At 64.8% G+C, this 20,685-nt stretch carries 20 protein-coding genes and 1 pseudogene; 12 read left to right on the plus strand and 9 right to left on the minus strand.

Annotated features, from left to right (window positions below):
• Positions 1–241: 241 nt before the first annotated feature.
• Positions 242–1,630, minus strand: coding sequence for a GABA permease (gene gabP, locus PJ259_RS15170; RefSeq protein WP_059316629.1), 1,389 nt, complete (start codon positions 1,628–1,630; stop codon positions 242–244).
• 573 nt (positions 1,631–2,203) lie between these two features.
• Between gabP and PJ259_RS15175 the strand changes: the two genes are divergently transcribed.
• The 6 genes from PJ259_RS15175 (at position 2,204) to gpmA (ending at position 8,361) form a co-directional block, all read left to right on the plus strand.
• Positions 2,204–2,935, plus strand: coding sequence for a gluconate 2-dehydrogenase subunit 3 family protein (locus PJ259_RS15175; RefSeq protein WP_271653364.1), 732 nt, complete (start codon positions 2,204–2,206; stop codon positions 2,933–2,935).
• Positions 2,935–4,722 (plus strand): GMC family oxidoreductase, encoded by a 1,788-nt coding sequence (locus PJ259_RS15180; RefSeq protein ID WP_271653365.1) that lies wholly within the window; start codon positions 2,935–2,937, stop codon positions 4,720–4,722. Before PJ259_RS15175 ends, PJ259_RS15180 begins: the two co-directional genes overlap by 1 nt.
• An 11-nt stretch (positions 4,723–4,733) precedes the next feature.
• A complete protein-coding gene (locus tag PJ259_RS15185) occupies positions 4,734–6,077 on the plus strand; it encodes a cytochrome c (protein WP_271653366.1) in 1,344 nt (447 codons plus the stop codon).
• Between the two features lie 55 nt (positions 6,078–6,132).
• On the plus strand, positions 6,133–6,753 hold the full coding sequence (locus PJ259_RS15190; RefSeq protein WP_271653367.1) for a DUF2268 domain-containing putative Zn-dependent protease: 621 nt from the start codon (positions 6,133–6,135) through the stop codon (positions 6,751–6,753).
• A gap of 505 nt (positions 6,754–7,258) precedes the next feature.
• Positions 7,259–7,486, plus strand: a complete 228-nt coding sequence (locus PJ259_RS15195; protein WP_059316634.1) for a hypothetical protein — start codon at positions 7,259–7,261, stop codon at positions 7,484–7,486.
• A gap of 128 nt (positions 7,487–7,614) precedes the next feature.
• Positions 7,615–8,361, plus strand: a complete 747-nt coding sequence (gene gpmA / locus PJ259_RS15200; protein ID WP_044341142.1) for a 2,3-diphosphoglycerate-dependent phosphoglycerate mutase — start codon at positions 7,615–7,617, stop codon at positions 8,359–8,361.
• Between the two features lie 191 nt (positions 8,362–8,552).
• On the opposite strand, the gene PJ259_RS15205 is transcribed toward gpmA, so the two are convergent.
• The 4 genes from PJ259_RS15205 to PJ259_RS15220 form a co-directional block, all read right to left on the minus strand.
• Complete coding sequence (locus PJ259_RS15205; RefSeq protein ID WP_271653368.1) at positions 8,553–9,542, minus strand: YihY/virulence factor BrkB family protein; 990 nt, start codon at positions 9,540–9,542, stop codon at positions 8,553–8,555.
• A 127-nt stretch (positions 9,543–9,669) separates the two neighbouring features.
• Positions 9,670–10,512 carry a glycosyltransferase family 2 protein gene (locus PJ259_RS15210; protein WP_271653369.1) on the minus strand — a complete coding sequence of 281 codons (843 nt, stop codon included), beginning with the start codon at positions 10,510–10,512 and terminating at the stop codon, positions 9,670–9,672.
• Complete coding sequence (locus PJ259_RS15215) at positions 10,509–11,546, minus strand: hypothetical protein (RefSeq protein WP_271653370.1); 1,038 nt, start codon at positions 11,544–11,546, stop codon at positions 10,509–10,511. Before PJ259_RS15215 ends, PJ259_RS15210 begins: the two co-directional genes overlap by 4 nt.
• Positions 11,539–12,615, minus strand: a complete 1,077-nt coding sequence (locus tag PJ259_RS15220) for a glycosyltransferase (RefSeq protein WP_271653371.1) — start codon at positions 12,613–12,615, stop codon at positions 11,539–11,541. Before PJ259_RS15220 ends, PJ259_RS15215 begins: the two co-directional genes overlap by 8 nt.
• Before the next feature lie 187 nt (positions 12,616–12,802).
• On the opposite strand from PJ259_RS15220, the gene PJ259_RS15225 reads away from it, so the two are divergent.
• Entirely contained in the window at positions 12,803–13,534 is a 732-nt protein-coding gene (locus tag PJ259_RS15225; protein ID WP_271653372.1) for a glutathione S-transferase, read from the plus strand.
• 49 nt (positions 13,535–13,583) lie between these two features.
• Here the strand turns inward: PJ259_RS15225 and PJ259_RS15230 are convergent, their stop codons facing one another.
• Positions 13,584–13,775, minus strand: a complete 192-nt coding sequence (locus PJ259_RS15230; RefSeq protein WP_271653373.1) for a CsbD family protein — start codon at positions 13,773–13,775, stop codon at positions 13,584–13,586.
• Between the two features lie 244 nt (positions 13,776–14,019).
• Here PJ259_RS15230 and gloA point away from each other — a divergent pair, with 244 nt between their 5' ends.
• On the plus strand, positions 14,020–14,544 hold the full coding sequence (gloA, locus tag PJ259_RS15235) for a lactoylglutathione lyase (protein ID WP_059316640.1): 525 nt from the start codon (positions 14,020–14,022) through the stop codon (positions 14,542–14,544).
• Positions 14,545–14,784: 240 nt separating this feature from the next.
• Complete coding sequence (locus PJ259_RS15240; RefSeq protein ID WP_257721103.1) at positions 14,785–14,907, plus strand: hypothetical protein; 123 nt, start codon at positions 14,785–14,787, stop codon at positions 14,905–14,907.
• Between the two features lie 42 nt (positions 14,908–14,949).
• Here the strand turns inward: PJ259_RS15240 and PJ259_RS22980 are convergent, their stop codons facing one another.
• Positions 14,950–15,822 carry a methyl-accepting chemotaxis protein gene (locus PJ259_RS22980; protein WP_423815118.1) on the minus strand — a complete coding sequence of 291 codons (873 nt, stop codon included), beginning with the start codon at positions 15,820–15,822 and terminating at the stop codon, positions 14,950–14,952.
• Positions 15,823–15,852: 30 nt separating this feature from the next.
• Positions 15,853–16,575: pseudogene (locus PJ259_RS22985) on the minus strand (MCP four helix bundle domain-containing protein); the annotation flags it as partial.
• A gap of 670 nt (positions 16,576–17,245) precedes the next feature.
• On the opposite strand from PJ259_RS22985, the gene PJ259_RS15250 reads away from it, so the two are divergent.
• The 3 genes from PJ259_RS15250 to PJ259_RS15260 all read left to right on the plus strand — a co-directional run bounded on the left by PJ259_RS15250 (position 17,246) and on the right by PJ259_RS15260 (position 20,416).
• On the plus strand, positions 17,246–17,956 hold the full coding sequence (locus tag PJ259_RS15250; protein WP_059316642.1) for a carbonic anhydrase: 711 nt from the start codon (positions 17,246–17,248) through the stop codon (positions 17,954–17,956).
• 210 nt (positions 17,957–18,166) lie between these two features.
• On the plus strand, positions 18,167–19,726 hold the full coding sequence (locus PJ259_RS15255) for a SulP family inorganic anion transporter (RefSeq protein WP_271653375.1): 1,560 nt from the start codon (positions 18,167–18,169) through the stop codon (positions 19,724–19,726).
• Positions 19,727–20,140: 414 nt separating this feature from the next.
• Entirely contained in the window at positions 20,141–20,416 is a 276-nt protein-coding gene (locus PJ259_RS15260; protein ID WP_017639309.1) for an HU family DNA-binding protein, read from the plus strand.
• Positions 20,417–20,501: 85 nt separating this feature from the next.
• Here PJ259_RS15260 and PJ259_RS15265 read toward each other — a convergent pair whose 3' ends face one another.
• Positions 20,502–20,669, minus strand: coding sequence for a rubredoxin (locus tag PJ259_RS15265; RefSeq protein WP_007161456.1), 168 nt, complete (start codon positions 20,667–20,669; stop codon positions 20,502–20,504).
• Positions 20,670–20,685 lie beyond the last annotated feature (16 nt).

The raw sequence follows: 20,685 nt of genomic DNA on the forward strand, positions 1-20,685 counted from the left end.
AGGCACACAATTGCAACTGTACTGCTGCAATTTGGGTCATTCTGTAACGCCATGCACCATTGCAGTGCAAAATATGGTTACTAGAGGGAACATCGAGAAGATTCGAGCTGTACAGTTGGGCTGCGACCAACGAAACAGGAGTGCTGTTCTACCTGTTACCGCGCCTGCTGTCCAGTCAGGACGATGGTGTGCCTCATAAAGAAGCGACTCCGGCACGCCAGGCACCGGAGCCGCCTGTAACTCAACGCGCGGCAGCAGCCAGGGTCGGGGTACCGGGCTGGCGGCGGCCTACCCAGGTACCGATGGCCACGACCACCAGGGCCAGCAGACCGGTCGCCAGGATCTCGAAGCGGTGGGCGTCGCTGAACAGCATCACGGTCAGGGCGCCGACGATGAAGACGATCACCGCCCAGGTCAGCCAGGGGAACAGCCACATGCGAAATTCCAGACGCTCACCACGGGCCATCAGCTTGCGTCTCAGGCGCAGCTGGGTCACGGCGATCACCAGGTAGACCAACAGGGCGACGGCACCGGAGGTGGACAGCAGGAAGCTGAACACCGCCTCGGGCATGGTGTAGTTGGCGATGGTGGTCAGGAAGCCGACGGCGGTACTGGCCAGCACGGCAGTGCGTGGCACACCGGCACTGGACGCACGACCCATCTTGGCCGGGGCATCGCCGCGGCGAGCCAGGGAATAGAGCATGCGCGACGCGGTGTACAGCGCCGAGTTCAGGCAGCTGGCGACGGCGACCAGGACCACGCAATCGACGATCAGCTTGGCGTTGGGAATGGACAGCACTTCCAGGGCGCGCTGGTAGGAACCCACCAGCGGCAGCTGGGCGTCGTTCCAGGGCACCATGGACACCACCAGGAAGATGGAGACCAGATAGAACAGCGCGATCCGCCAGATCACCGAGTTGGTGGCCTTGCTGATCTGCCGGGACGGATCCTTGGATTCGGCCGCGGCGATGGTGACGATCTCGGTGCCCATGAAGCTGAACATGGTGGTCAGCAGGGCGCCCAGCACAGCACCAAAGCCATTGGGCATGAAGCCGCCGGTGTGGGCCATCAGATTGCTCAGGCCACTCACCTCGCGACCTGGCAGGGCACCGACCAGCGCAGCCGCGCCCAGGGCGATGAAGGCGACGATGGCAATGACCTTGAGCAGGGCGAACCAGAATTCGAACTCGCCGTACTTGGCAACGCTGAACAGGTTGGTCACGGTCAGGATGCCCGTGATGATCAGGGCGAACTGCCAGGTGGCAATGGCCGGGAACCAGGCATTGAGGATGGCAGCGGCGGCCACGGCTTCCAGCGGAATCACCAGTACCCAGAACCACCAGTACAGCCAGCCGATGGTGAAGCCGGCCCAGCGACCGATGCCCTGTTGGGCATAGGACGAGAAGGAGCCGGTATCGGGCGAGGCGACCGCCATTTCACCCAGCATGCGCATGACCAGTACCACCAGAGTACCGGCCAGGGCGTAGGCCAGCAGCACGGCGGGACCGGCAGCGGCGATGGCATGACCGGAACCGACGAACAGACCGGCACCGATCACTCCAGCGATGGACAACATGGTCACATGGCGCGGTTTGAGCGCCGGAGAGAGGTTGCATTCTACGTTGGACATAAGGTGTTACCTGACAACGGAAAGCCTCCCAAGTGCAACTTGCGCGCCACCCCCGCTGAAATCGGCACAAAATGAACTCAAAGGGTGCAACGCTTCGCGCAAAGCCGCGAAAAAGCGGCACTTTGCCTAGCTATTGCACTAACCATTTGATGTGCAAAACGATTTCTTTCGTGTGCCGCTGCGCTTCCACCTTGCTTCGTTAGGTATCACTTTGTGCAACTTGCACCATCATGGTGCCGACAAAGGTGGAACCTCAGGTAACCGCATGTGACGAGGATGCTACTGCCTCCACGCGGCGAGGCAGCAGGGAGGCCTGGATCTCCTCAGGAATATCCTCTCCACGGCAAAGGTCCATCGCAGCTGGTCGGACTGACGAAATCAGGACTTCAAAGTCCGACAAGGAAGCTTTTGCGCATCGCTGCACGGGTGGAGGGAACTTGAATGGCTGCCAAGCCTCTGCACAGCTGCGACAAAATGTAACTGCGGTGGCTATATATTGGTAATATTCCAACATATTAGCTAGCTAACCATAAGCCCTGCGGATCACGTCGGGCACCTGATGAGACCCTGATCATGTCCGCAGACGATTCCGTCCCGGCCCGTCGCGACTTCCTGCGCAAGTCCCTGAGCCTGATTCCCGTGGTCGCCCTGGCGGGCGGTGCAACCTCAGGCCTGGCACTCGCCGCGCCCACGCCGGAAAACAAGCCCGGCAGCAGTCCACGCGCCGACCACTATCAGCCGGTGTTCTTCACCGCCGAGGAGTGGGCCTTCGTACAGGCGGCTGTGGCCCGGCTGATTCCAGCGGACGAACTGGGCCCGGGCGCCCTGGAAGCCGGCGCGCCGGAGTTCATCGATCGGCAGATGCAGACCGCCTATGCCCGCGGTGGCCTCTGGTACATGCAGGGCCCCTTCGCCGCCGATGCCGCGCCGGAAATGGGCTATCAGAGTCGCCTGGTGCCGCAGGATCTCTATCGCCTGGGGATCGCCGCGGTGGACCGCTGGACCCGTCAGCAACACGGCAAGGTATTCGCCGAGCTTGCACCCGCCGAGCAGGACGCAACCCTCAAGGCCCTGGAAGGCGGTGACGCCGCCCTGGACGGCGTACCGGCCAAGCTGTTCTTCGCCCAGCTGCTGCAGAACACCAAGGAAGGTTTCTATTGCGATCCGCTGCACGGCGGCAACAAGGAACTGGTCGGCTGGAAACTGGTGAATTTCCCCGGAGCCCGCGCCGACTTCATGGACTGGGTGGAGCGTGACGAACGCTATCCGCTGCCCCCGGTCTCCATTCGCGGGGAGCGCGGTTGATGGCCAAGGTACTGCCCAGCAAGAACGTGGTGATCGTCGGCTTCGGCTGGACGGGGGCCATCATGGCCAAGGAACTGACCGAGGCCGGCCTGGACGTGGTGGCCCTGGAGCGCGGCAGCTACCGTGACACCTATCCCGACGGCTCCTATCCCCAGGTGATCGACGAACTCACCTACAGCATCCGCAAGAAGCTGTTCGTCGATGTGTCCAAGGAAACCGTCACCATCCGCCACAGCGTCAACGACGTCGCCCTGCCCAACCGCCAGCTGGGCGTCTTCCTGCCCGGCGATGGCGTGGGTGGCGCGGGCCTGCACTGGTCGGGCGTGCACTTCCGGGTCGATCCAGTGGAGCTGCGCCTGCGCAGCCACTATGAAGAACGCTACGGCAAGAAATTCATCCCCGACGGCATGACCATCCAGGACTTCGGCGTCAGCTACGCCGAGCTGGAGCCCTACTTCGACTTCGCCGAAAAGGTGTTCGGCACCTCGGGCACCGCCTGGAGCGTCAAGGGCCAGGTGGTAGGCAATGGCAAGGGCGGCAATCCCTATGCCCCGGATCGCTCCAGCGACTTCCCGCTGCCGGCGCAGAAGAACACCGTCTCGGCGCAGCTGTTCGAGAAGGCCGCGCGCGAGGTGGGCTATCACCCCTACAACCTGCCGTCGGCCAACACCTCGGGTCCCTACACCAACCCCTACGGTTGCCAGATGGGCCCCTGCAACTTCTGCGGCTACTGCAGCGGCTACGTCTGCTACATGTATTCCAAGGCCTCGCCGAATCTCAACATCCTGCCGGCGCTCAAGCAGGAGCCGCGCTTCGAGCTGCGCAGCCAGGCCCATGTGTTGCGGGTGAACCTGGACAGCACCGGCAAGAAGGCCACCGGGGTGACCTACCTGGACGCCCAGGGCCAGGAGCTGGAACAGCCAGCCGACATCGTCATCCTCGCCGCCTTCCAGTTCAACAACGTGCGCCTCATGCTGCTGTCGGGCATCGGCCAGCCCTATGACCCCAAGACGGGCGAGGGCGTGGTCGGGCGCAACTTCGCCTATCAGAACATGGCCACCATCAAGGCCTTCTTCCGCAAGGATCAGCACCACACCAATCCCTTCATCGGCGCCGGTGGCAATGGCGTGGCGGTGGACGACTTCAACGCCGACAACTTCGACCACGGCCCCCACGGCTTCGTCGGCGGCTCGCCCATGTGGGTCAACCAGGCCGGCACCCGGCCCATCGCCGGGGCGGCCAATCCGCCCGGCACCCCCCAATGGGGCAGTGCCTGGAAAAAGGCCCAGGCCGGCTACTACAACCATCAGCTGTCGATGGACGCCCATGGCGCGCACCAGTCCTATCGCGACAACTACCTGGACCTGGACCCCACCTACCGCGACGCCTACGGCCAGCCGCTGCTGCGCATGACCTTCGACTGGAAGGACAACGACATCCGCATGACCCGCTTCATGGCGGCCAAGATGAAGAAGATCGCCGAGGCCATGAATCCCGAGCACATCAGCGTCTCAGTCAAGGATTTCGGCGGGCACTTCAACACCGCCAGCTACCAGACCACCCACCTCAACGGTGGCGCCATCATGGGCACCGATCCCAAGACCAGCGCGGTCAATCGCTACCTGCAGAGCTGGGACGTGCACAACGTCTTCGTGCCGGGCGCCTCGGCCTTTCCCCAGGGCCTGGGCTACAACCCCACCGGCCTGGTGGCGGCCCTGACCTACTGGGCGGCGCGCGCCATCCGTGAGCAATACCTGAAGAACCCCGGCCCCCTGGTGCAGGCATGAGAGGCGCGCCCATGATCCTCCGTACCCTCGCGACCCTGTTGCTGGGCGCCGGTCTGGCCATGACGGCCCAGGCCGCCGAAGACCCTGATCCGGCGCTGGTCAAGAAAGGCGAATACCTGGCCCGGGCGGGCGACTGCGTGGCCTGCCACACGGCGCCGGGCGGTCAGCCCTTCGCCGGCGGCCTGCCCATGCAGACGCCCATCGGCACTCTCTACTCGACCAACATCACCCCGGATCGGCAGACCGGCATCGGCGACTACAGCTTCGCCGACTTCGACGCCGCCATCCGCCAGGGCATCGCCAAGGAGGGACACACCCTCTACCCGGCCATGCCCTACCCCTCCTATTCCCGGGTGACCGAGGGGGACATGCGCGCCCTCTATGCCTACTTCATGCACGGGGTCACACCGGTCGCCCAGGCCAACCGCGACAGCGACATCCCCTGGCCGCTGTCCATGCGCTGGCCTCTGGCGATCTGGCGTCAGCTGTTCGCGCCCGAGGTGGTGCAATTCCAGCCGGCCCCGGACCAGGATCCGGTGGTGGCTCGCGGCGCCTATCTGGTGGAAGGCCTCGGCCACTGTGGCGCCTGCCACACACCACGCGCCTTCACCATGCAGGAAAAGGCCCTCTCGCCTGCCGATGGCAAGGACTTCCTGGCCGGCAGCGCACCCCTGGAAGGCTGGATCGCCAAGAATCTGCGTGGCGATCATCGCGATGGCCTGGGCAACTGGAGCGAAGGCCAGCTGGTGCAGTTCCTCAAGACCGGTCGCTCCGCCGACAGCGCCGTGTTCGGTGGCATGACCGAGGTGGTGCAGCACAGTCTGCAATACCTGAGCGACGCCGACCTGCGTGCCATCGCCCGCTATCTCAAGGCCTTGCCGCCCAAGGATCCGCACGATGCGCCCTTCCAGCCCGATGGCCGCGCCGCCGCGGCGCTCTGGAAGGGTGACGACAGCGCCCGCGGGGCCCAGGTCTATGTGGACAACTGCGCCGCCTGCCACCGCACCGATGGCCAGGGCTACGACCGGGTGTTCCCGGCACTGGCCGGCAATCCGGTCCTGCGCACGACCGACGCCAGTTCGCTGATCAACATCGTGCTCAAGGGCGGTACCCTGCCCGGCCTGCATACGGCCCCCTCGATGATCGTCATGCCGCCTTTCGGCTGGCGGCTGAACGACGCCCAGGTGGCCGACGTGGTCAGCTTCATCCGCGCCAGCTGGGGCAACGATGCTGCCCCGGTCAGCGCTGCCGACGTCGCCAAGTGGCGCACCGATGACACCCGCACCACCTCGGGCGATGACCTGGGCCAGGCCTTTGGTCACGGTCAGCCAGAGCCCCGCGAGGCGGGCAAGTAGCGAACGAAGGGGCGCGACCTCGTCTATAAAGACAGGCCGCCCCGGAGATGCCTGGATGTCCTGCGTACTACACCTGCTCAACGCCAGCGGTCGCCTGGACCCCTGGCGCGCCATCCTGGAAGAGACCTTCACCGATGCCCTGCCCCGTATCGCTGCGCACCTGCCCGAGCAACGGGTAGACGTGGTGGTGCAGGCGGGCGCCTGGGTGATCCCGGAGTTGGGTCTGAATGGCTACAGCCCGGACGCCGAGCGGGTCTTTCTGACCCTGGACCCCGACAGCCCGCACCTGCAGCAAGCCTTCCCTGATCACTTCACCGCCCTGCTTGGCCACGAACTGCACCACTGCCTGCGGCATGCCGGCCCCGGTTACGGCAGCACCCTGGGTGAGGCCCTGGTCAGCGAAGGCCTGGCCTGCCAATTCGAGCGCGAGCTGACTGGCCGGCTGCCGTTCTATGCCCAGGCCGCCCCCCAGGACATGGCCGCACATTGGGAAGCCCTAGGTGCTGAACTGGACCAACCGTACGATCACGCCCGCTGGTTCTTCGGCAGCGGCGACCTGCCTCGCCACCTCGGTTATGCCCTGGGCAGCTGGCGAGTCGGTCGGTACCTGCAGCGTCACGGCCTGACGGCTGCCACCAGCGGGCAACGCCCTGCTGATACCTTCCTCGCAGGATGATCTCAACGCCGCAGCCAAGCCGGATCGACCCCGGCGAATACCTCCGTTAGCCATTCGACCCAGGCGCGAACCCGTGGCGAGGTCTGGCCACTGATGTCATTGCGCCGTCTGGTCCTCGCTCAGCGACCTTTCGTACAGGCCTGGAGACCATCAAGCCGATCGCCGACCGGCGGGCTTGCGTGCTTGGCATCGATCCTGCTAGCTTGATCGGGTTAGTACCAAGCTGACCCCAATCGCTGGACGCCTTTCCGCTCGTTGTAGCAGCGCGAAATCAGCGTCATCCGGATCGAATCGATCCCTCGATTGCTCAGGATCTGCCGCCCTGGCCTCTGAATCTCGTGCCCGGCCGGTTGCCTGCCTTCCCAAGTACTTACCTGCATGCCTGGGCATCTTGCCCACACGCTGCCTTCCTCCAGCCAGAGATTCAGCCGTCGGCCGTTATGGGTACGAGGTTGCTGGAGTTATTTCACCGCGCCGACTGAGCGTGGGTCCCAAGGATAGACAGATGAACATTCAAAATCAGGCCATCGCGGCCATGCAACACCTTCAAGCGGCCTTTGCACCGTTCCAATGCATCACCACCCCGGCTTCGCGCAAGGGCGGTTTCAGCTTTACCGTGGTCGACGAGCGCGGTGTCGCCTGCCGCAGCGAGCGTCTCTACCCCGAGCAGTACAACGCTGCGGCCGGGCTGGAACGCGTCATCGAACGCACCCGTCGCGCCCTGGTGGCCTGACACCCGACGCGAGTGCCGGACGCATCACGGTTTCCGTGATGCCCATGCCGGCAGCCTCCATCTGCGGTATGTTTGGCACAGCTTCGCGTAGGCGTGAGCCAAACAATGAATCCCAAGATGGAGGTCGCATGTCGCAAGTCGTATTCATCCGCCATGGCCAGTCGGCGTGGAACCTGGAAAACCGCTTCAGTGGCTGGGCGGATGTGGATCTGACCGAACAGGGGATCCGCGAGGCCCACGAGGGCGGCCAGGCGCTCAAGGACGCCGGCTTCCTCTTCGACGTGGCCCATGTTTCGGTGCTCAAGCGCGCCGTGCGTACCCTGTGGCATGTGCAGGAAGGCATGGACCAGATGTGGCTGCCGGTCGTGAGCGACTGGCGCCTCAACGAGCGTCACTATGGTGGCCTGACCGGCCTGAACAAGTCCGAGACCGCTGCCAAGTATGGCGAGGAGCAGGTGCTGGTCTGGCGTCGCAGCTATGACGTACCGCCGCCCGAGCAGAGTGTCGAGGAACAGCAGGCCCTGGCCGCCGATCCGCGCTATGCCGGTCTGTCGCTGGATCAGGTGCCGCGCACCGAGTGCCTCAAGGATTGCGTCGAGCGCGTCCTGCCCTACTGGAACGAAGTCCTGGCACCGGCCATCCGCAGTGGTCAGCGCGTGCTGGTAGTCGCCCATGGCAACTCCATGCGCGCCCTGATCAAGTACCTGGACAACATCTCCGACAGCGACATCGTCAGCCTCAACATTCCCAACGGCGTGCCGCTGGTGTACGAGTTCGACGAGAACCTCAAGCCCACCAAGCACTACTACCTGGCCGACCCGGACGAGGTCGCTGCCAAGATGGCTGCAGTGGCCAATCAGGGCAAGGCGAAGTAAGGCGCTTGTTCGCGGCCATGGGCCGCTCCTACAGGCCCCAAGGCAACCGTAGGAGCGACCGCATCGGCGGACCACCATGGCCGCGATGAGCGATACGCCCGGACCCACAGTGTGGAAAACCGCTTGGCGTTTTCCACAATCAGGGTCGCTGGTGAACGGTGGATAAGGCGGGCGCCGTTATCCACCCTACCTCAGTTGCGACCGTTCGGCCGTTGCACCACCCGTGCTTCACTCAGGACGCCTTCCTGCTGGGCGCCTTCATCCTGCCCCGCCTGAATCTCTTCGTCGGCTTCCACCCCGCCATCGCCCGGCGTCTTCTCGCCCTTTTCCTTGCCTTCGTCACTGTGGTGCTCGATCACCGCATTGATTTCCGCGCCGAACAGCAGCACGGCTGAAGACAGATAGAAGTACAGCAGCAGCACGATGATGGCGCCGATACTGCCGTAGGTGGCGTTGTAGTTGGCGAAATTCTGCACGTAGTAGCCAAAGCCCAGCGATGCCAGGATCCAGACCACCACCGCCAGCACCGAGCCGGGGGTGATGAAGCGAAAACTCTGCTTCACGTCCGGGGTGACGTAGTAGAGCGCCGCCACGGCGATCATCAGCAGGAACACCGCCAGCGGCCAGCGGATCAGCGCCCAGAGGGTCACCATATAGTCTTCCAGCCCCACATAGGCGGCCAGCCAGTTCATCACTTGGGGACCCAGCACCATCAACGCTGCGGCGCTGAGCAGCAGGCCAGCGAGGCCGATGGTGTGCAGCACCGACAGCGGGATGCGCTTCCAGGACGGGCGGCTTTCCACCACGTCGTAGGCACTGTTCATGGCGGTCATCAGCGAGCGGAAACCGCCCGAAGCGGACCAGAGCGCAATGATGATACTGAAGGACAGCAGGCCGCCCTGCTGCGTCTGCAGCTGGTCGATGATGGGATTGACCGTGTCCAGCGCGGTGGGCGGCAGCAGGTAGGCAGCCTGTTCGCGCAGGAAGGTGAAGAAATCCGGCAGGTGCAGGAAGCCGATCAGGGCGATCAGGAACAGCAGGAAGGGAAACAGCGAAAACAGCATCTGGTAGGCCAGGGCTGCCGCATAGGTGGGCATGTCGTCAGCAACGAACTCCTGGACGGCACGCTTGATGAGGGTGAACGGCGCAATGCCGCGCAGGTTGAAGGCAAACAAGGACATAACGGCTCCTGACGAACGCTCCCCGGAACGGATTTCTGAGGGCTGTCCGCTAGGGCCTGCGCCCGGCGGCTTTTCAGACCAGCCCTACCTTCAGAGTGGCAGCGGCCGGGTTGGTTGCGCCCAGGTGTCAGAAGCCGGAGCCAGAGGCGTCCCGGCAAGCAGCGACCTCAGCGGCACTGGGCATCCTGAGCACCTCTATTCCGTGGTTTTCATCGAAGTCGATATAGCCGGCGGCGGCGAATTCGCGTAGCCAGCCATCCATGGGCCAGAGCCCCCAGCGTGCCCGAAAGCGTCGCGCATTCTCCAGGATGCTGGCGAAGTGATTGAGCGGCGGATGGTAGGTGGGATGATACTGGTGGAAGGCCCGCGCCTCGGCCTGATAAACGGGCACCTCTGCTTCGCGGGCACGAAAGGCGAAGTCGGTGTCCTCACCGCCATAGCCGCGATAGCCCTCGTCGAAGCCACCGATGCGATTGAAGGTGGCGCGGGTACAGGCGAAATTCAGCGACCAGAACAGTGGATGGGGAATCGCCTCCCCGCTCGGACGATCCCGGTGCAGCGGATGGACGACGCCGGTGGCGAGCAACTCATCGGGTGTCCAATCGCCTTCCGAGATGCCGGCCGGCAGGTAGTGGACGAACCCCTGGTGCAGCGCCTCGGGGCGCACTGTCAGCGCCTGGCGATAGGTATCGAGCAATGCCGGTGCGGGGATGCAGTCCACATCGAGAAACACCAGCTCTTCCCCCGGCGCGGCCGCCACGGCCGCATTGCGCGCGGCGGCCAGGGGCAGGACGCCGTCGCCCTCGACATGGAGCACCTGGATTGGAAAGCCTGGGCTGTGCAGTGCCCGCGGTGGCTCGTTCATCTGCACCACCACCAGGGCGGCAGGCGGCGTTGGAGCCAACTCCAGACCCCGGATGAGATTGGCCAGTTGTCGTTCGCGGCCATGGACCAGGGTCAGGACGATCATGCCAGCACCTCCCGGGCGACTGCCTGGATGCAGGCCGCCGCGCGCTGGGCGCCTTCGCCGTCGCTTACCAGAGTCCAGCGCTCGGGATCGAGCTGACGCGCCCTGGCCAGCAGTCCCGGCAAGGCGTCGGCAACGGGCCAGGACTCGCAGGTCACCGCCAGCCCCTGCTCGGCCAGACGGCGACCGGTGGACAGCTGTTCATCGAACGGCCGGGCTTCCGGCAGGCAGACGAAGCGGCAACGCAGATCGGCCAGCTCCGCCACCAGACTGTCGCCAGCGGAGCCGACCACCACTTCGGCAGTGGTCAGCCAGGGGCCGGGATCGGCGACGCTGCCAAGGAGGCGCAGATTGGCCGGCACTGGCGTGGCGTCGTCTCCCACCGGGCCCAGCACCGTCCAGTGCCACTCGGGACAGGCCTGGGCCGCCGCGGCCAGTCGCGCGCGGCTGAAGGCGGTGCCGCCATGGCCGGCGATGACGGTAACCGTGCCGGATTCGCGCACGCTGTCGAGCCGTTGCCCGGCATAGCGCGACAGGCTACCGGCATAGCAGGTCTTGGCCCGCCAGGCGGCCGGGGTAGCGGGCTCTTCCAGGAGGTCCGGATAGGGCGCCAGCAGGCGGCTGGCGCTGGCATAGGCCAGTTCGTGGGCCGCATCGAAGCGACTGCCGCGTTGGCGCAGATAGATCGTCGGTACGCCGCACAGCCGCGCCAGCAGCGCCACCTCCACCGAGACATCGACCACCAGCAGGCAGGGCCAGGCCTGGCGGAACCAGTCCACCAGCAGGCCCATGCGCTCGCGCAGTCCTTCCACGCCCAACGGCGCGTAGTGCAGGCAGGTGAAGGCTTCGCCCTCGACACCAGGGGCCACGTCGGGCGGCAGCGGGCAGAGCTGGACGTTGGGCAGTTCCACCCGCTCGGGCAGGCGACTGCCGAACAAGGTCAGGGCACCGTCGAAGGCGGCGGCGATGGCCAGGGCACGGGTCACGTGACCGGCGCCGTGATGGTGGGCGTAGTAGCCGATGCTCAGTTCAGCCACGGGCCACCCGGCCAGCGGCGACATCGGCGAGCAGGCGCTCATAGCGATCGATCATCAGGCGATGGCTCCATTGAGCCTCGGCCCTTGCCCGACAGGCCTCGCGGGACAGCGACAGGGCCTCGCGCAGGGCCGCGGCCAGGGCCGGAACATCGCCCGGCGGGGCCAGGGCGCCAGTCTCGGCAGTGAGCAACTCGGGCAGGGCGCCCCGCGCGAAGGCCGCTACCGGTGTGCCGCAGGCCAGGGCCTCGGCGACGATCAGGCCGAAGGGCTCATCCCAGCAGGGAGTGACCAGGCAGGCGCGCGCCTGAGCCACCTCGGCCGCCAGCGCGGTCCGATTCAGATGGCCCAGGTAGACCGCCTGCTCCCCCAGGCGTGGCTCGATCTCCTGGCGGAAGTAGCGCTCGTCGGTGACCTGCCCGGCCAGGCGCAGTGGCACACCGGCCTCCCGCGCGGCGTCCAGCGCCAGGTGGGGGCCCTTGTCCGGCACCAGGCGACCGAACCAGAGCGCATGGTCGCCAATTGGGGCGCTGCCCGGTCGCCAGGCGTCGAGATCGATCCCGTTGGGGATCACATGACAGGCCGTCGCCAGGTGCGCCCAACTGTGGGCATTGGCCTGGGACACGGTGCAGTAATGACCGCCCCCGCGCCGATGCAGCTCGCCGATGGCGTTGATCAGCTCGAAGAAGGGCGGGGTGTGCAGCACGGTGAGCATGGGCGTACGGATCAGCCCGGACATGGTCACCGGCACATAGTGCAGGGAGTTGTTGAAGATGACGTCGAAGCCATGGCTGTCGATGCGCTGCAGGCAGTCGAGATAGCCATGGTGCTCGTCGAGGTATTCGGAGCTGAGCACGCCACGCTTGCGCCGGCAGCCGTCCGCGCCGTAATTGCCATCGTCGAGGATGGGCACTACTTCCAGCTCGGGCGCTGAGGCGGAGCTGGCGAACAGGGTCACCGCATGGCCACGCTCGCGCAGCTGCAGGGTGATGTCATAGGTAAAGGCTTCGAGACCACCGGCGAAGGGCTGGCGTACCGGGTGCTTCACGTGGGTGAGAATGCCTATGCGCATGGAACCGTCCGCCTGCTGTTGCCCGTCATCCCACCGTCCTCATCGCTAGCCGCTGGTTGATAGGAGTCTCAGCGATGGGAATTGGTTGTGCGCTTCGTCGTGAAAGGCGCACGACAGGCAAACCTTCGAACCGACCCGACGGTCACGACTCCTGGATCCGTAAATCTGGCAGACGACGGAGGTTCCCATGCGTTACGAACTGCACTACTGGCCCAGCATCCAGGGCCGCGGCGAATTCGTCCGACTGGCGCTCGAAGAAGCCGGCGCGGACTATCTCGATGTCGGCAATGCGCCGGAAGACAAGGGACTGGGCGTGCCGGCCATGAAGCCCTATCTGGAGGGAGACCAGACCCGGCGTCCGCCCTTCGCGCCACCCTTTCTCAAGGCAGGCGACGAGGTCATTTCCCATGTCGCCAATATCCTCCAGTACCTGGGACCACGGCTGGACCTGGTGCCAACCGACGAGCAATCCCAGTTCTGGGTGCATGGCTTGCAGCTGACCATCACCGACCTCACCGCCGAGGCCCATGACGTCCATCATCCGGTGGCCATTTCCCTGACCTATGAAGAACAGAAGGAAGAAGCCCGGCGTCGAGCCAAGGCCTTTGCCGGTGAGCGAATCCGTACCTACCTGAGCTATTTCGAACGCGTGCTGGGTTACAACCCGGCCGGTGATACCTGGCTGGTAGGCGAGCGTCGCTCCTATGTCGACCTATCGCTGTTCCAGGTGGTGGCCGGCCTGACCTATGCCTTCCCCAATGCCATGCGCCGTCTCGCCCCGGAGATTCCGCGGGTCCTGGCGGTGGCCGAGCGGGTCGCGGCCCTGCCCAACATCGCCGCCTACCTCGCCTCGTCGCGCCGTCTGCCGTTCAACGAGAACGGTATTTTCCGCCATTATCCGGAGCTGGATCCGGTCTGACGGGCAATAAAAAGGCCGCCCTCAGGCGGCCTTTTCATACTGGCTGGACTCAGGCGCGATCGATGGTGTCTTTGACCGCTTCCTTGCCCTTGCCGACATTCTTCTGCAGTTTGCCTTCGGCTTCCTGGGTACGACCCTCGCCTTTCATGCGCGAGTTGTCGGTAGCGTCGCCAACACTCTGCTTGACCTTGCCGGTCACTTCTTTGGCGGTACCCTTGATCTTGTCGCTGGTGCTGCTCATATCAGTCTCCTTGGGGTCGCACAGGCAGTGCGCTTGTAAAATCCGACTGCGGTTCTGGCCGCCTGGTTTCGACCACTCGTCGTACAGCGCTGCGGTGACAGGGCCAGGAAGCTTTGGGCAGCCGCGCCGGAAGCCTTTAGACTGCCCGCCCTTTTTCGTGAGCGACTGCCCAGGCGCCACCCGTTATGGGAACGTTGCGCCGAGGCCGTCTCTCCAATTGCCACACCCTCACAGGAGAATCCTGATGTCGCTGAGCCAATTCGACAACCTGCCGGGCGTGACCGCCCAGCCCGACGCCGCCACCCGTGAGTTCGTCTTCAACCACACCATGCTGCGGGTCAAGAACCTGGAGACCTCGCTGGACTTCTACACCCGCGTGCTGGGTTTCACCGTGGTTGACCATAAGGACTTCCCGGACGCCAAGTTCAGCCTGACCTTCCTTGCCCTGGTCGACCGCAATCAGGTGCCGGCAGACCCGGAGGCCCGTCAGCGCTGGCGCAAGTCCACCCCGGGCATCCTCGAACTGACCCATAACCATGGCACCGAGAACGATGCCGCCTTCAGCTACCACAACGGCAACAGCGATCCGCGCGGCTTCGGCCACACCTGCGTGGCGGTCCCGGACATCCGGGCGGCCTGCGAGCGTTTCGAGCAACTGGGCGTGGCCTTCCAGAAGCGCCTGACCGATGGCAGCATGAAGGAAATCGCCTTCATCAAGGACCCCGACGGCTACTGGGTCGAAGTCATCCAGTTCACCCCGCTGTCCTGATTCCTCCGGGCCCGGCATCCGTCGGGCCCTCCCCTTTTCCGCTAGAACAATCGCTGACAATCCAGGGCTCGACCGCTACCGGCTGGGTACCTGCCCTTGCGGCCCTGTGCCGCACCGAACCGGGTATGGCTTTACCTATCTTTACGCTTTCCTGGCATGACGTCGCCGCTGTCACAGGGGAAAATTGACCCTGGGCGCCTCCCGTGGCGCCGGTTCTCGTTCTCGGAGCTACCTGACGTCATGACGACCTGTCCTACCCCGCGCCGCCCTCGCCTTGGATCCCTGCTGCTGTCCTTTCTCGCCTCGCCCCTGGGCCTGCTGGTGGTGCTGACCGGCGTGCTGCAACTGCTCAGTCCCGACTAGCCCTGGCGCGCCCAGCCACCGAGGCGGCTGGGCGCTTCAGCATTACAGGCGGAAGCGGGCTACCAGGCCGTTGAGATCGATGGCCAGGCGCGACAGCTCGGCGCTCGCCGCACTGGACTGCTCGGCACCCGCGGCGGTCTGGATCGACAGCTCGCGGATGTTCACCAGGTTGCGATCCACTTCGCGGGCCACCTGGGCCTGCTCTTCCGCCGCGCTGGCGATGACCAGGTTGCGCTCGTTGATGCCGCCGATGGCGCCATGGATGCGCTCCAGGGCACTGCCGGCGCCCCGTGCCACTTCCAGGGTGGACTGGGCGCGCTCGGTGCTGCTGCGCATGGCCGCCACCGCCTGGCCGGTGCCCTGCTGAATAGTGCCGATGGAGGTCTCGATCTCGCGGGTCGATTCCTGGGTGCGATGGGCCAGTGCCCGTACCTCGTCGGCCACCACGGCGAATCCACGACCGGCCTCGCCGGCGCGTGCGGCCTCGATGGCGGCGTTGAGCGCCAGCAGGTTGGTCTGCTCGGCCACATTGCGGATCACATCCAGTACCTTGCCGATGTCGTTGACCTGCACCGCCAGGTCGCCCACCAGGGTGGCGCCATGCTGGACGTCGTCGCTCATGGTGGCGATGGCGCCCACGGTTTCCTGCACCAGGTCGCGGCCGTCACGGGCCACGCCGGCCGATTCCTGGGAGGCCTGGGAGGTATTGACGGCATTGCGCGCCACCTCCTCTACCGCCGAAGACATCTGGGTCACGGCCGTGGCGGCCTGCTCGATCTCGGCGTTCTGGCGCTGCAGACCGCGGCTCGATTCCTCGGTCACGGCATTGAGCTCTTCGGCCGCCGAGGCGAGCTGGGTGGCGGAGCCAAGGATGCCCTGCAGCGTCTGGCGCAGCTGGCCCTGCATGGTCTTCATGGCCTGCAACAGGCGCGCGGCCTCGTCGCGACCCTCGCTGTGGATCTCCTCGGAGAGGTCCCCGGTCGCGATCACCTCGGCTGCCCGGACGGCCCGGGCGATGGGCTGGGTGATGCTACGGATCAGCAGCCAGGCGAAGACCACGGTGAGAACGGCGGTGGCCGCCAGCAGCAGCACCAGCCACTGGATGGCATGGCGATAGTCGCTGGCGGCCTGGGCGTTGGCCGCACCGGTCTGCTGATCCACCAGGTCGGTGAGTTGCTTGAGCACCGTGTTGACCGCGTCGGAGTTGGCCAGCAGGTCTTCGTTGAGCAGGCGCCGCAGGGGCTCCAGCTGATCGGCGGCGGAAAATGCCAGCATGCGCTGCTGCAGGCTGTCGTACTGGGTGATCAGTTGGCCATAGCGGCCATAGGCGGTGCGCTCCTCGTCGGACTGGATCAGCGCCTCGTAGCGCTGCTGAGCGGCGCGCATCTGGCCGTTACGTTGTTGGAACAGCGCCTGGGTCTTGGCGATGATCTCCGGCTCGCGGTTGAGCAGCAGGCGATAGGACAGCACCCGCAGGCGCAGGGTCAGGGCGGTCAGTTCGTCGAGCGCGGCCACGCGGGGCATGGCGCGGTCTTCGATGGCCAGGCCCGAGGTGCGGATGTCGTTCATCTTGACCAGGGCGGTGCCGCCGAGCAGTAGCAGCAGCAGACCGATAAAGGTGAAACCGAGCGTGGCACGCCGCGCGATGGAGAGGTTGCGAAAGGACATGGAAAGTTTCCGTTGAGCCTGGAAAGCTCCTCCTATCGACCAGCAGGCGCCAATCCTGAGACCGGCTATCGGCCTGAATCCGGACAACCTGCAGGTGCAACGCCTGAGCAAAGCCGCCAAACCCTTGTCCGATAGGGCATTGGAGCTATTGAAAGGCTGGCGAAAGGTCTAGGCTGCGGCACTGTGCCGCAGATCACAGGCTGAAAGGAAACGTCGTCCGAGCCGGGCAATATCCGCCAGCGGCATTGCGTTCACATTTTTGCACATCTCTCGCAAGCCCCTGATCGCCAAGGAAATCTCTTCAGCTATCGCGATTCACGTTTTCTTCACGGGGAAAAGCGCGATCCGGTGGCGAAATGTTGAGTTCGTGCAGATAAAAGGTCTAAATGCACTGATCGTGTTGCGATAATGGCGGTATGATCTCAGTAGTAGTTTGAAATATCTTCTGCGTTGTCGGTCACGAGCGATTGTTTCAGCGTGGATTAAGGTTGTGTTCACCAAGATGCGACACCGGGTGCCGGGACGCTGCCCGAATACGCGATGGATCGCCAGACAATGAAGCCACCAGAGCCCGAGAGGCCGGGGCGTATCGAGGCGATGCCAGGGGGCGTCTAGCCACTAACCAGCGCTTGCCGCTGCCATTGCGTACTTGAGAAGAGGTCAGAAACAGATGAGCGACAACACGGATACCCCCTTCGGCGCACCCGACGAGGCCCTCCTGCAGCTGGTCGATGGTTTCAAGCGTTTCCGCCAGGATGTCTTTCCCGAACAGGAAGCGCTGTTCAAGAAACTCGCCAGTGCGCAGTCGCCCAAGGCCATGTTCATCACCTGTGCCGACTCGCGGATCGTCCCGGAACTGATCACCCAGAGTTCGCCGGGCGACCTGTTCGTGACCCGTAACGTCGGCAACGTGGTGCCTCCCTACGGCCAGATGAACGGCGGCGTTTCCACCGCCATCGAATACGCGGTCGTGGCTCTGGGCGTGAAGCACATCATCATCTGCGGCCATTCCGACTGTGGCGCCATGAAGGCGGTGCTCAATCCCGATCCGCTGGAAAAGATGCCGACGGTAAAGGTCTGGCTGCGCCATGCCGAGGTCGCCCGTACCGTGGTCGAGGACCACAGCCATTGCGACTGCGGCCACGGCGGCACCCTGGGTTTCCTGACCGAGGAAAACGTGGTGGCCCAGCTGGTCCACCTGCGCACCCACCCCTCGGTGGCGTCGCGTCTGGCCAGCGGTCAGCTGCAGATCCACGGCTGGGTCTATTCCATCGAGACCAGCGAGATCAAGGCGTACGACGCCCAACAGGAGCGCTTCCTGCCCCTGGACGGCGAAAACATGCCGGTCGCCACCCCGCGTCCGCGCTTGCAACAGGCCTGATCTACCGCGGCCACCCGGTTCGCCGGCTGGCCGCCTTGAGACGGATCAACCGATCCGTCCCTATAACAGCGCACCGCGCAGGGCGATCCCCTCTTGGGGCTCCACGGGGACCGTCCACCCTTCCGCTAGCCGCTTGAATCCCGAACCGTGTCATATGACGTGATATGACGCGCGGGCACCCTTTTCCCTAGTCGCTGGAGGACCAGGACCATGCTTGGCAATCAACAGACCCCGGGGCGCAACCTATCGCGCGATGCCCTGGCTTCACTCGTGGTGTTTCTGGTCGCCCTGCCGCTGTGCATGGGGATCGCCATCGCCTCCGGCATGCCGCCGGCCAAGGGCATCATCACCGGCATCATCGGTGGCCTGGTGGTCGGCTTTCTCGCCGGCTCGCCGTTGCAGGTCAGTGGTCCCGCCGCCGGCCTGGTGGTGCTGGTGTTCGACCTGATCAACCGACACGGCATCGAGGCCCTGGGCCCGGTACTGCTGCTGGCCGGTCTCCTGCAGCTCGTCGCCGGTCTCACCCGGCTGGGCGCCTGGTTCCGCGTCACCTCGCCGGCGGTGGTCTACGGCATGCTGGCCGGCATCGGCATCCTGATCGTGCTCTCGCAACTGCACGTGATGCTGGACGCCAAACCGGCGGCGTCGGGTCTTTCCAACCTGCTGGCCTTCCCGGGTGCCGCCATCACCGCGGCCGGCCAATGGAACGGCAGTGGCAGCGGCGCCCAGGCGGCGCTGATCGGCCTGCTGACCATCGCCAGCATGTGGCTATGGGAAAAATTCCGCCCGCAGACGCTGCGCTTCCTGCCTGGCGCCCTGATCGGCGTGACCCTGGCTACCCTGGCCAGCCTCTGGCTGGCGCTGGACATCCGCCGCGTGGAAGTGCCAAACAACCTGGCCGATGCCATCGACTGGGTGACCTTCGCCGATCTCGGCATGCTGGCCAACGCCGAACTGGTGGTGGCCGCCCTGGCGCTGGCCTTCATCGCCAGTGCCGAGACCCTGCTCTCGGCCGCCGCGGTGGATCGCATGCACAACGGGCCGCGCTCGCACTTCGACCGCGAACTGGGCGCTCAGGGCATCGGCAATCTGCTGTGTGGTGCCGTCGGCGCCCTGCCGATGACCGGGGTCATCGTACGCAGCTCGGCTAACGTCCAGGCCGGTGCCACCAGTCGCGCCTCCACCATCTTTCACGGCCTCTGGCTGCTGGCCTTCGTCGCCGCCCTGCCCTTCGTGCTCAAGCTGGTGCCGGTAGCGAGTCTGGCGGGGGTGCTGGTGTTCACCGGCGTCAAGCTGGCCGATCCCAAGTCGCTGACCGGTCTCAAGCGCTACGGCCGGGCGCCCATGGCCATCTATGCCCTGACCGCACTGATGATCGTCGCCACCGATCTGCTCACCGGGGTGCTGGTGGGCTTCGGCCTGTCGATTGCCTTCCTCGCCGTCAAGGCGGCCCAGCTCAAGGTCAGCCTGACCTATCGTGACGACGAACCCACGCAGGCCGAACTGCGCCTGGTGGGCGCCGCGACCTTCCTGCGGGTGCCTCAGCTGACCAAGGTACTGGACCAGGTCAAGCCAGGCACCACCCTGCATGTGCCGCTGGATCGTGTGTCCTACATCGACCATGCCTGCATGGAGCTCCTGGATGACTGGGGGCGGACCCAGGCAAGCAATGGCATGCGACTGGTGATCGAGCCCAAGGCGCTGGAGCGGCGCCTGGAAGGCCAGGCACCAGCCGGGCAATCGGTGATGTCGACTCAGGTTCCGGCCTGATCCAGGGTGGCGGAGCGCCCAGAGGGCGCTCCGCCACCTTTGTCTGCGCATAGCAAATCGTTGCAAGACGTTACTGCCCGAAAGCGCCCGCCCCTGCCGCTACAGTGGCTTGCCAGAGCCCCTCGCCGTCATCCCTGCCACTCTCGCCCCAGCCATATCGCGGACATTCTGTCCACAAATAACGGCCAAAATCCCCGTTGAACACCAAAGTTGGTGTCGGTCATCCTACCAACGGCTAATAGTCTGCTAATTAACTTTCGCTCTTCTCAGCTTTGCCTTATAACGCTATCTGGTTCGACTTTTGTCGCACCAATGATCTTTGTGTCGGGCCACCCTCTATCTCGGGGGTAATCGCTTTGCCAGGAAAGCCATGCGACGCCCACACGGCTAAAAATGACTCCACGAGAGGTAGCTATGCGCAAGCCTGAATTGGCGACTGTGATCGCTGAAAAAGTCGGACTTCCAAAGGAACAGGCCAACGTCGTGCTCAACACGCTGTTGGACGAGATTGCGAATGCGCTGCACCGCAAGGACAGTGTGACGCTGGTCGGCTTCGGTACCTTCTTGCCGCGTCATCGCGGTGCCCGCATGGGGAAGAACCCCCAGACCGGCGAGCCGGTCAAGATTCGTGCGAGCAACACGGTGGCGTTCAAGCCCGGCAAGGCGCTGAAGGACAGCATCGAAGGCTGATAATCAGACGGCACGGATGGCCGCTACAGCCAAAAGGCATCGCATCGTGCGATGCCTTTTTTGTTTCCGCAGGAAGCGGCGACGATCAGCCGATGGCGATCATCTCGAAATCGCCCTTGCCCACGCCGCAATCCGGGCACAGCCAGTCTTCGGGCACATCTTCCCAACGCGTCCCCGGCGCGATGCCGTCATCCGGCCAGCCCAGGGCTTCGTCATAGATATAGCCGCACACGATGCACTGCCATTTCCGCATGTTCTGTTATCTCTCA

The organism is Pseudomonas sp. JBR1 (assembly GCF_028198185.1).
GTDB lineage: Bacteria > Pseudomonadota > Gammaproteobacteria > Pseudomonadales > Pseudomonadaceae > Chryseomonas > Chryseomonas oryzihabitans_E.

Bases quoted from the DNA above. Each gene is read 5' to 3' on its own strand.
- gabP (WP_059316629.1), bottom strand. From the start codon at position 1,630: ATGTCCAACGTAGAATGCAACCTCTCTCCGGCGCTCAAACCGCGCCAT.
- PJ259_RS15175 (WP_271653364.1), top strand. From the start codon at position 2,204: ATGTCCGCAGACGATTCCGTCCCGGCCCGTCGCGACTTCCTGCGCAAG.
- PJ259_RS15180 (WP_271653365.1), top strand. From the start codon at position 2,935: ATGGCCAAGGTACTGCCCAGCAAGAACGTGGTGATCGTCGGCTTCGGC.
- PJ259_RS15185 (WP_271653366.1), top strand. From the start codon at position 4,734: ATGATCCTCCGTACCCTCGCGACCCTGTTGCTGGGCGCCGGTCTGGCC.
- PJ259_RS15190 (WP_271653367.1), top strand. From the start codon at position 6,133: ATGTCCTGCGTACTACACCTGCTCAACGCCAGCGGTCGCCTGGACCCC.
- PJ259_RS15195 (WP_059316634.1), top strand. From the start codon at position 7,259: ATGAACATTCAAAATCAGGCCATCGCGGCCATGCAACACCTTCAAGCG.
- gpmA (WP_044341142.1), top strand. From the start codon at position 7,615: ATGTCGCAAGTCGTATTCATCCGCCATGGCCAGTCGGCGTGGAACCTG.
- PJ259_RS15205 (WP_271653368.1), bottom strand. From the start codon at position 9,542: ATGTCCTTGTTTGCCTTCAACCTGCGCGGCATTGCGCCGTTCACCCTC.
- PJ259_RS15210 (WP_271653369.1), bottom strand. From the start codon at position 10,512: ATGATCGTCCTGACCCTGGTCCATGGCCGCGAACGACAACTGGCCAAT.
- PJ259_RS15220 (WP_271653371.1), bottom strand. From the start codon at position 12,615: ATGCGCATAGGCATTCTCACCCACGTGAAGCACCCGGTACGCCAGCCC.
- PJ259_RS15225 (WP_271653372.1), top strand. From the start codon at position 12,803: ATGCGTTACGAACTGCACTACTGGCCCAGCATCCAGGGCCGCGGCGAA.
- PJ259_RS15230 (WP_271653373.1), bottom strand. From the start codon at position 13,775: ATGAGCAGCACCAGCGACAAGATCAAGGGTACCGCCAAAGAAGTGACC.
- gloA (WP_059316640.1), top strand. From the start codon at position 14,020: ATGTCGCTGAGCCAATTCGACAACCTGCCGGGCGTGACCGCCCAGCCC.
- PJ259_RS15240 (WP_257721103.1), top strand. From the start codon at position 14,785: ATGACGACCTGTCCTACCCCGCGCCGCCCTCGCCTTGGATCCCTGCTG.
- PJ259_RS22980 (WP_423815118.1), bottom strand. From the start codon at position 15,822: ATGAAGACCATGCAGGGCCAGCTGCGCCAGACGCTGCAGGGCATCCTT.
- PJ259_RS15250 (WP_059316642.1), top strand. From the start codon at position 17,246: ATGAGCGACAACACGGATACCCCCTTCGGCGCACCCGACGAGGCCCTC.
- PJ259_RS15255 (WP_271653375.1), top strand. From the start codon at position 18,167: ATGCTTGGCAATCAACAGACCCCGGGGCGCAACCTATCGCGCGATGCC.
- PJ259_RS15260 (WP_017639309.1), top strand. From the start codon at position 20,141: ATGCGCAAGCCTGAATTGGCGACTGTGATCGCTGAAAAAGTCGGACTT.
- PJ259_RS15265 (WP_007161456.1), bottom strand. From the start codon at position 20,669: ATGCGGAAATGGCAGTGCATCGTGTGCGGCTATATCTATGACGAAGCC.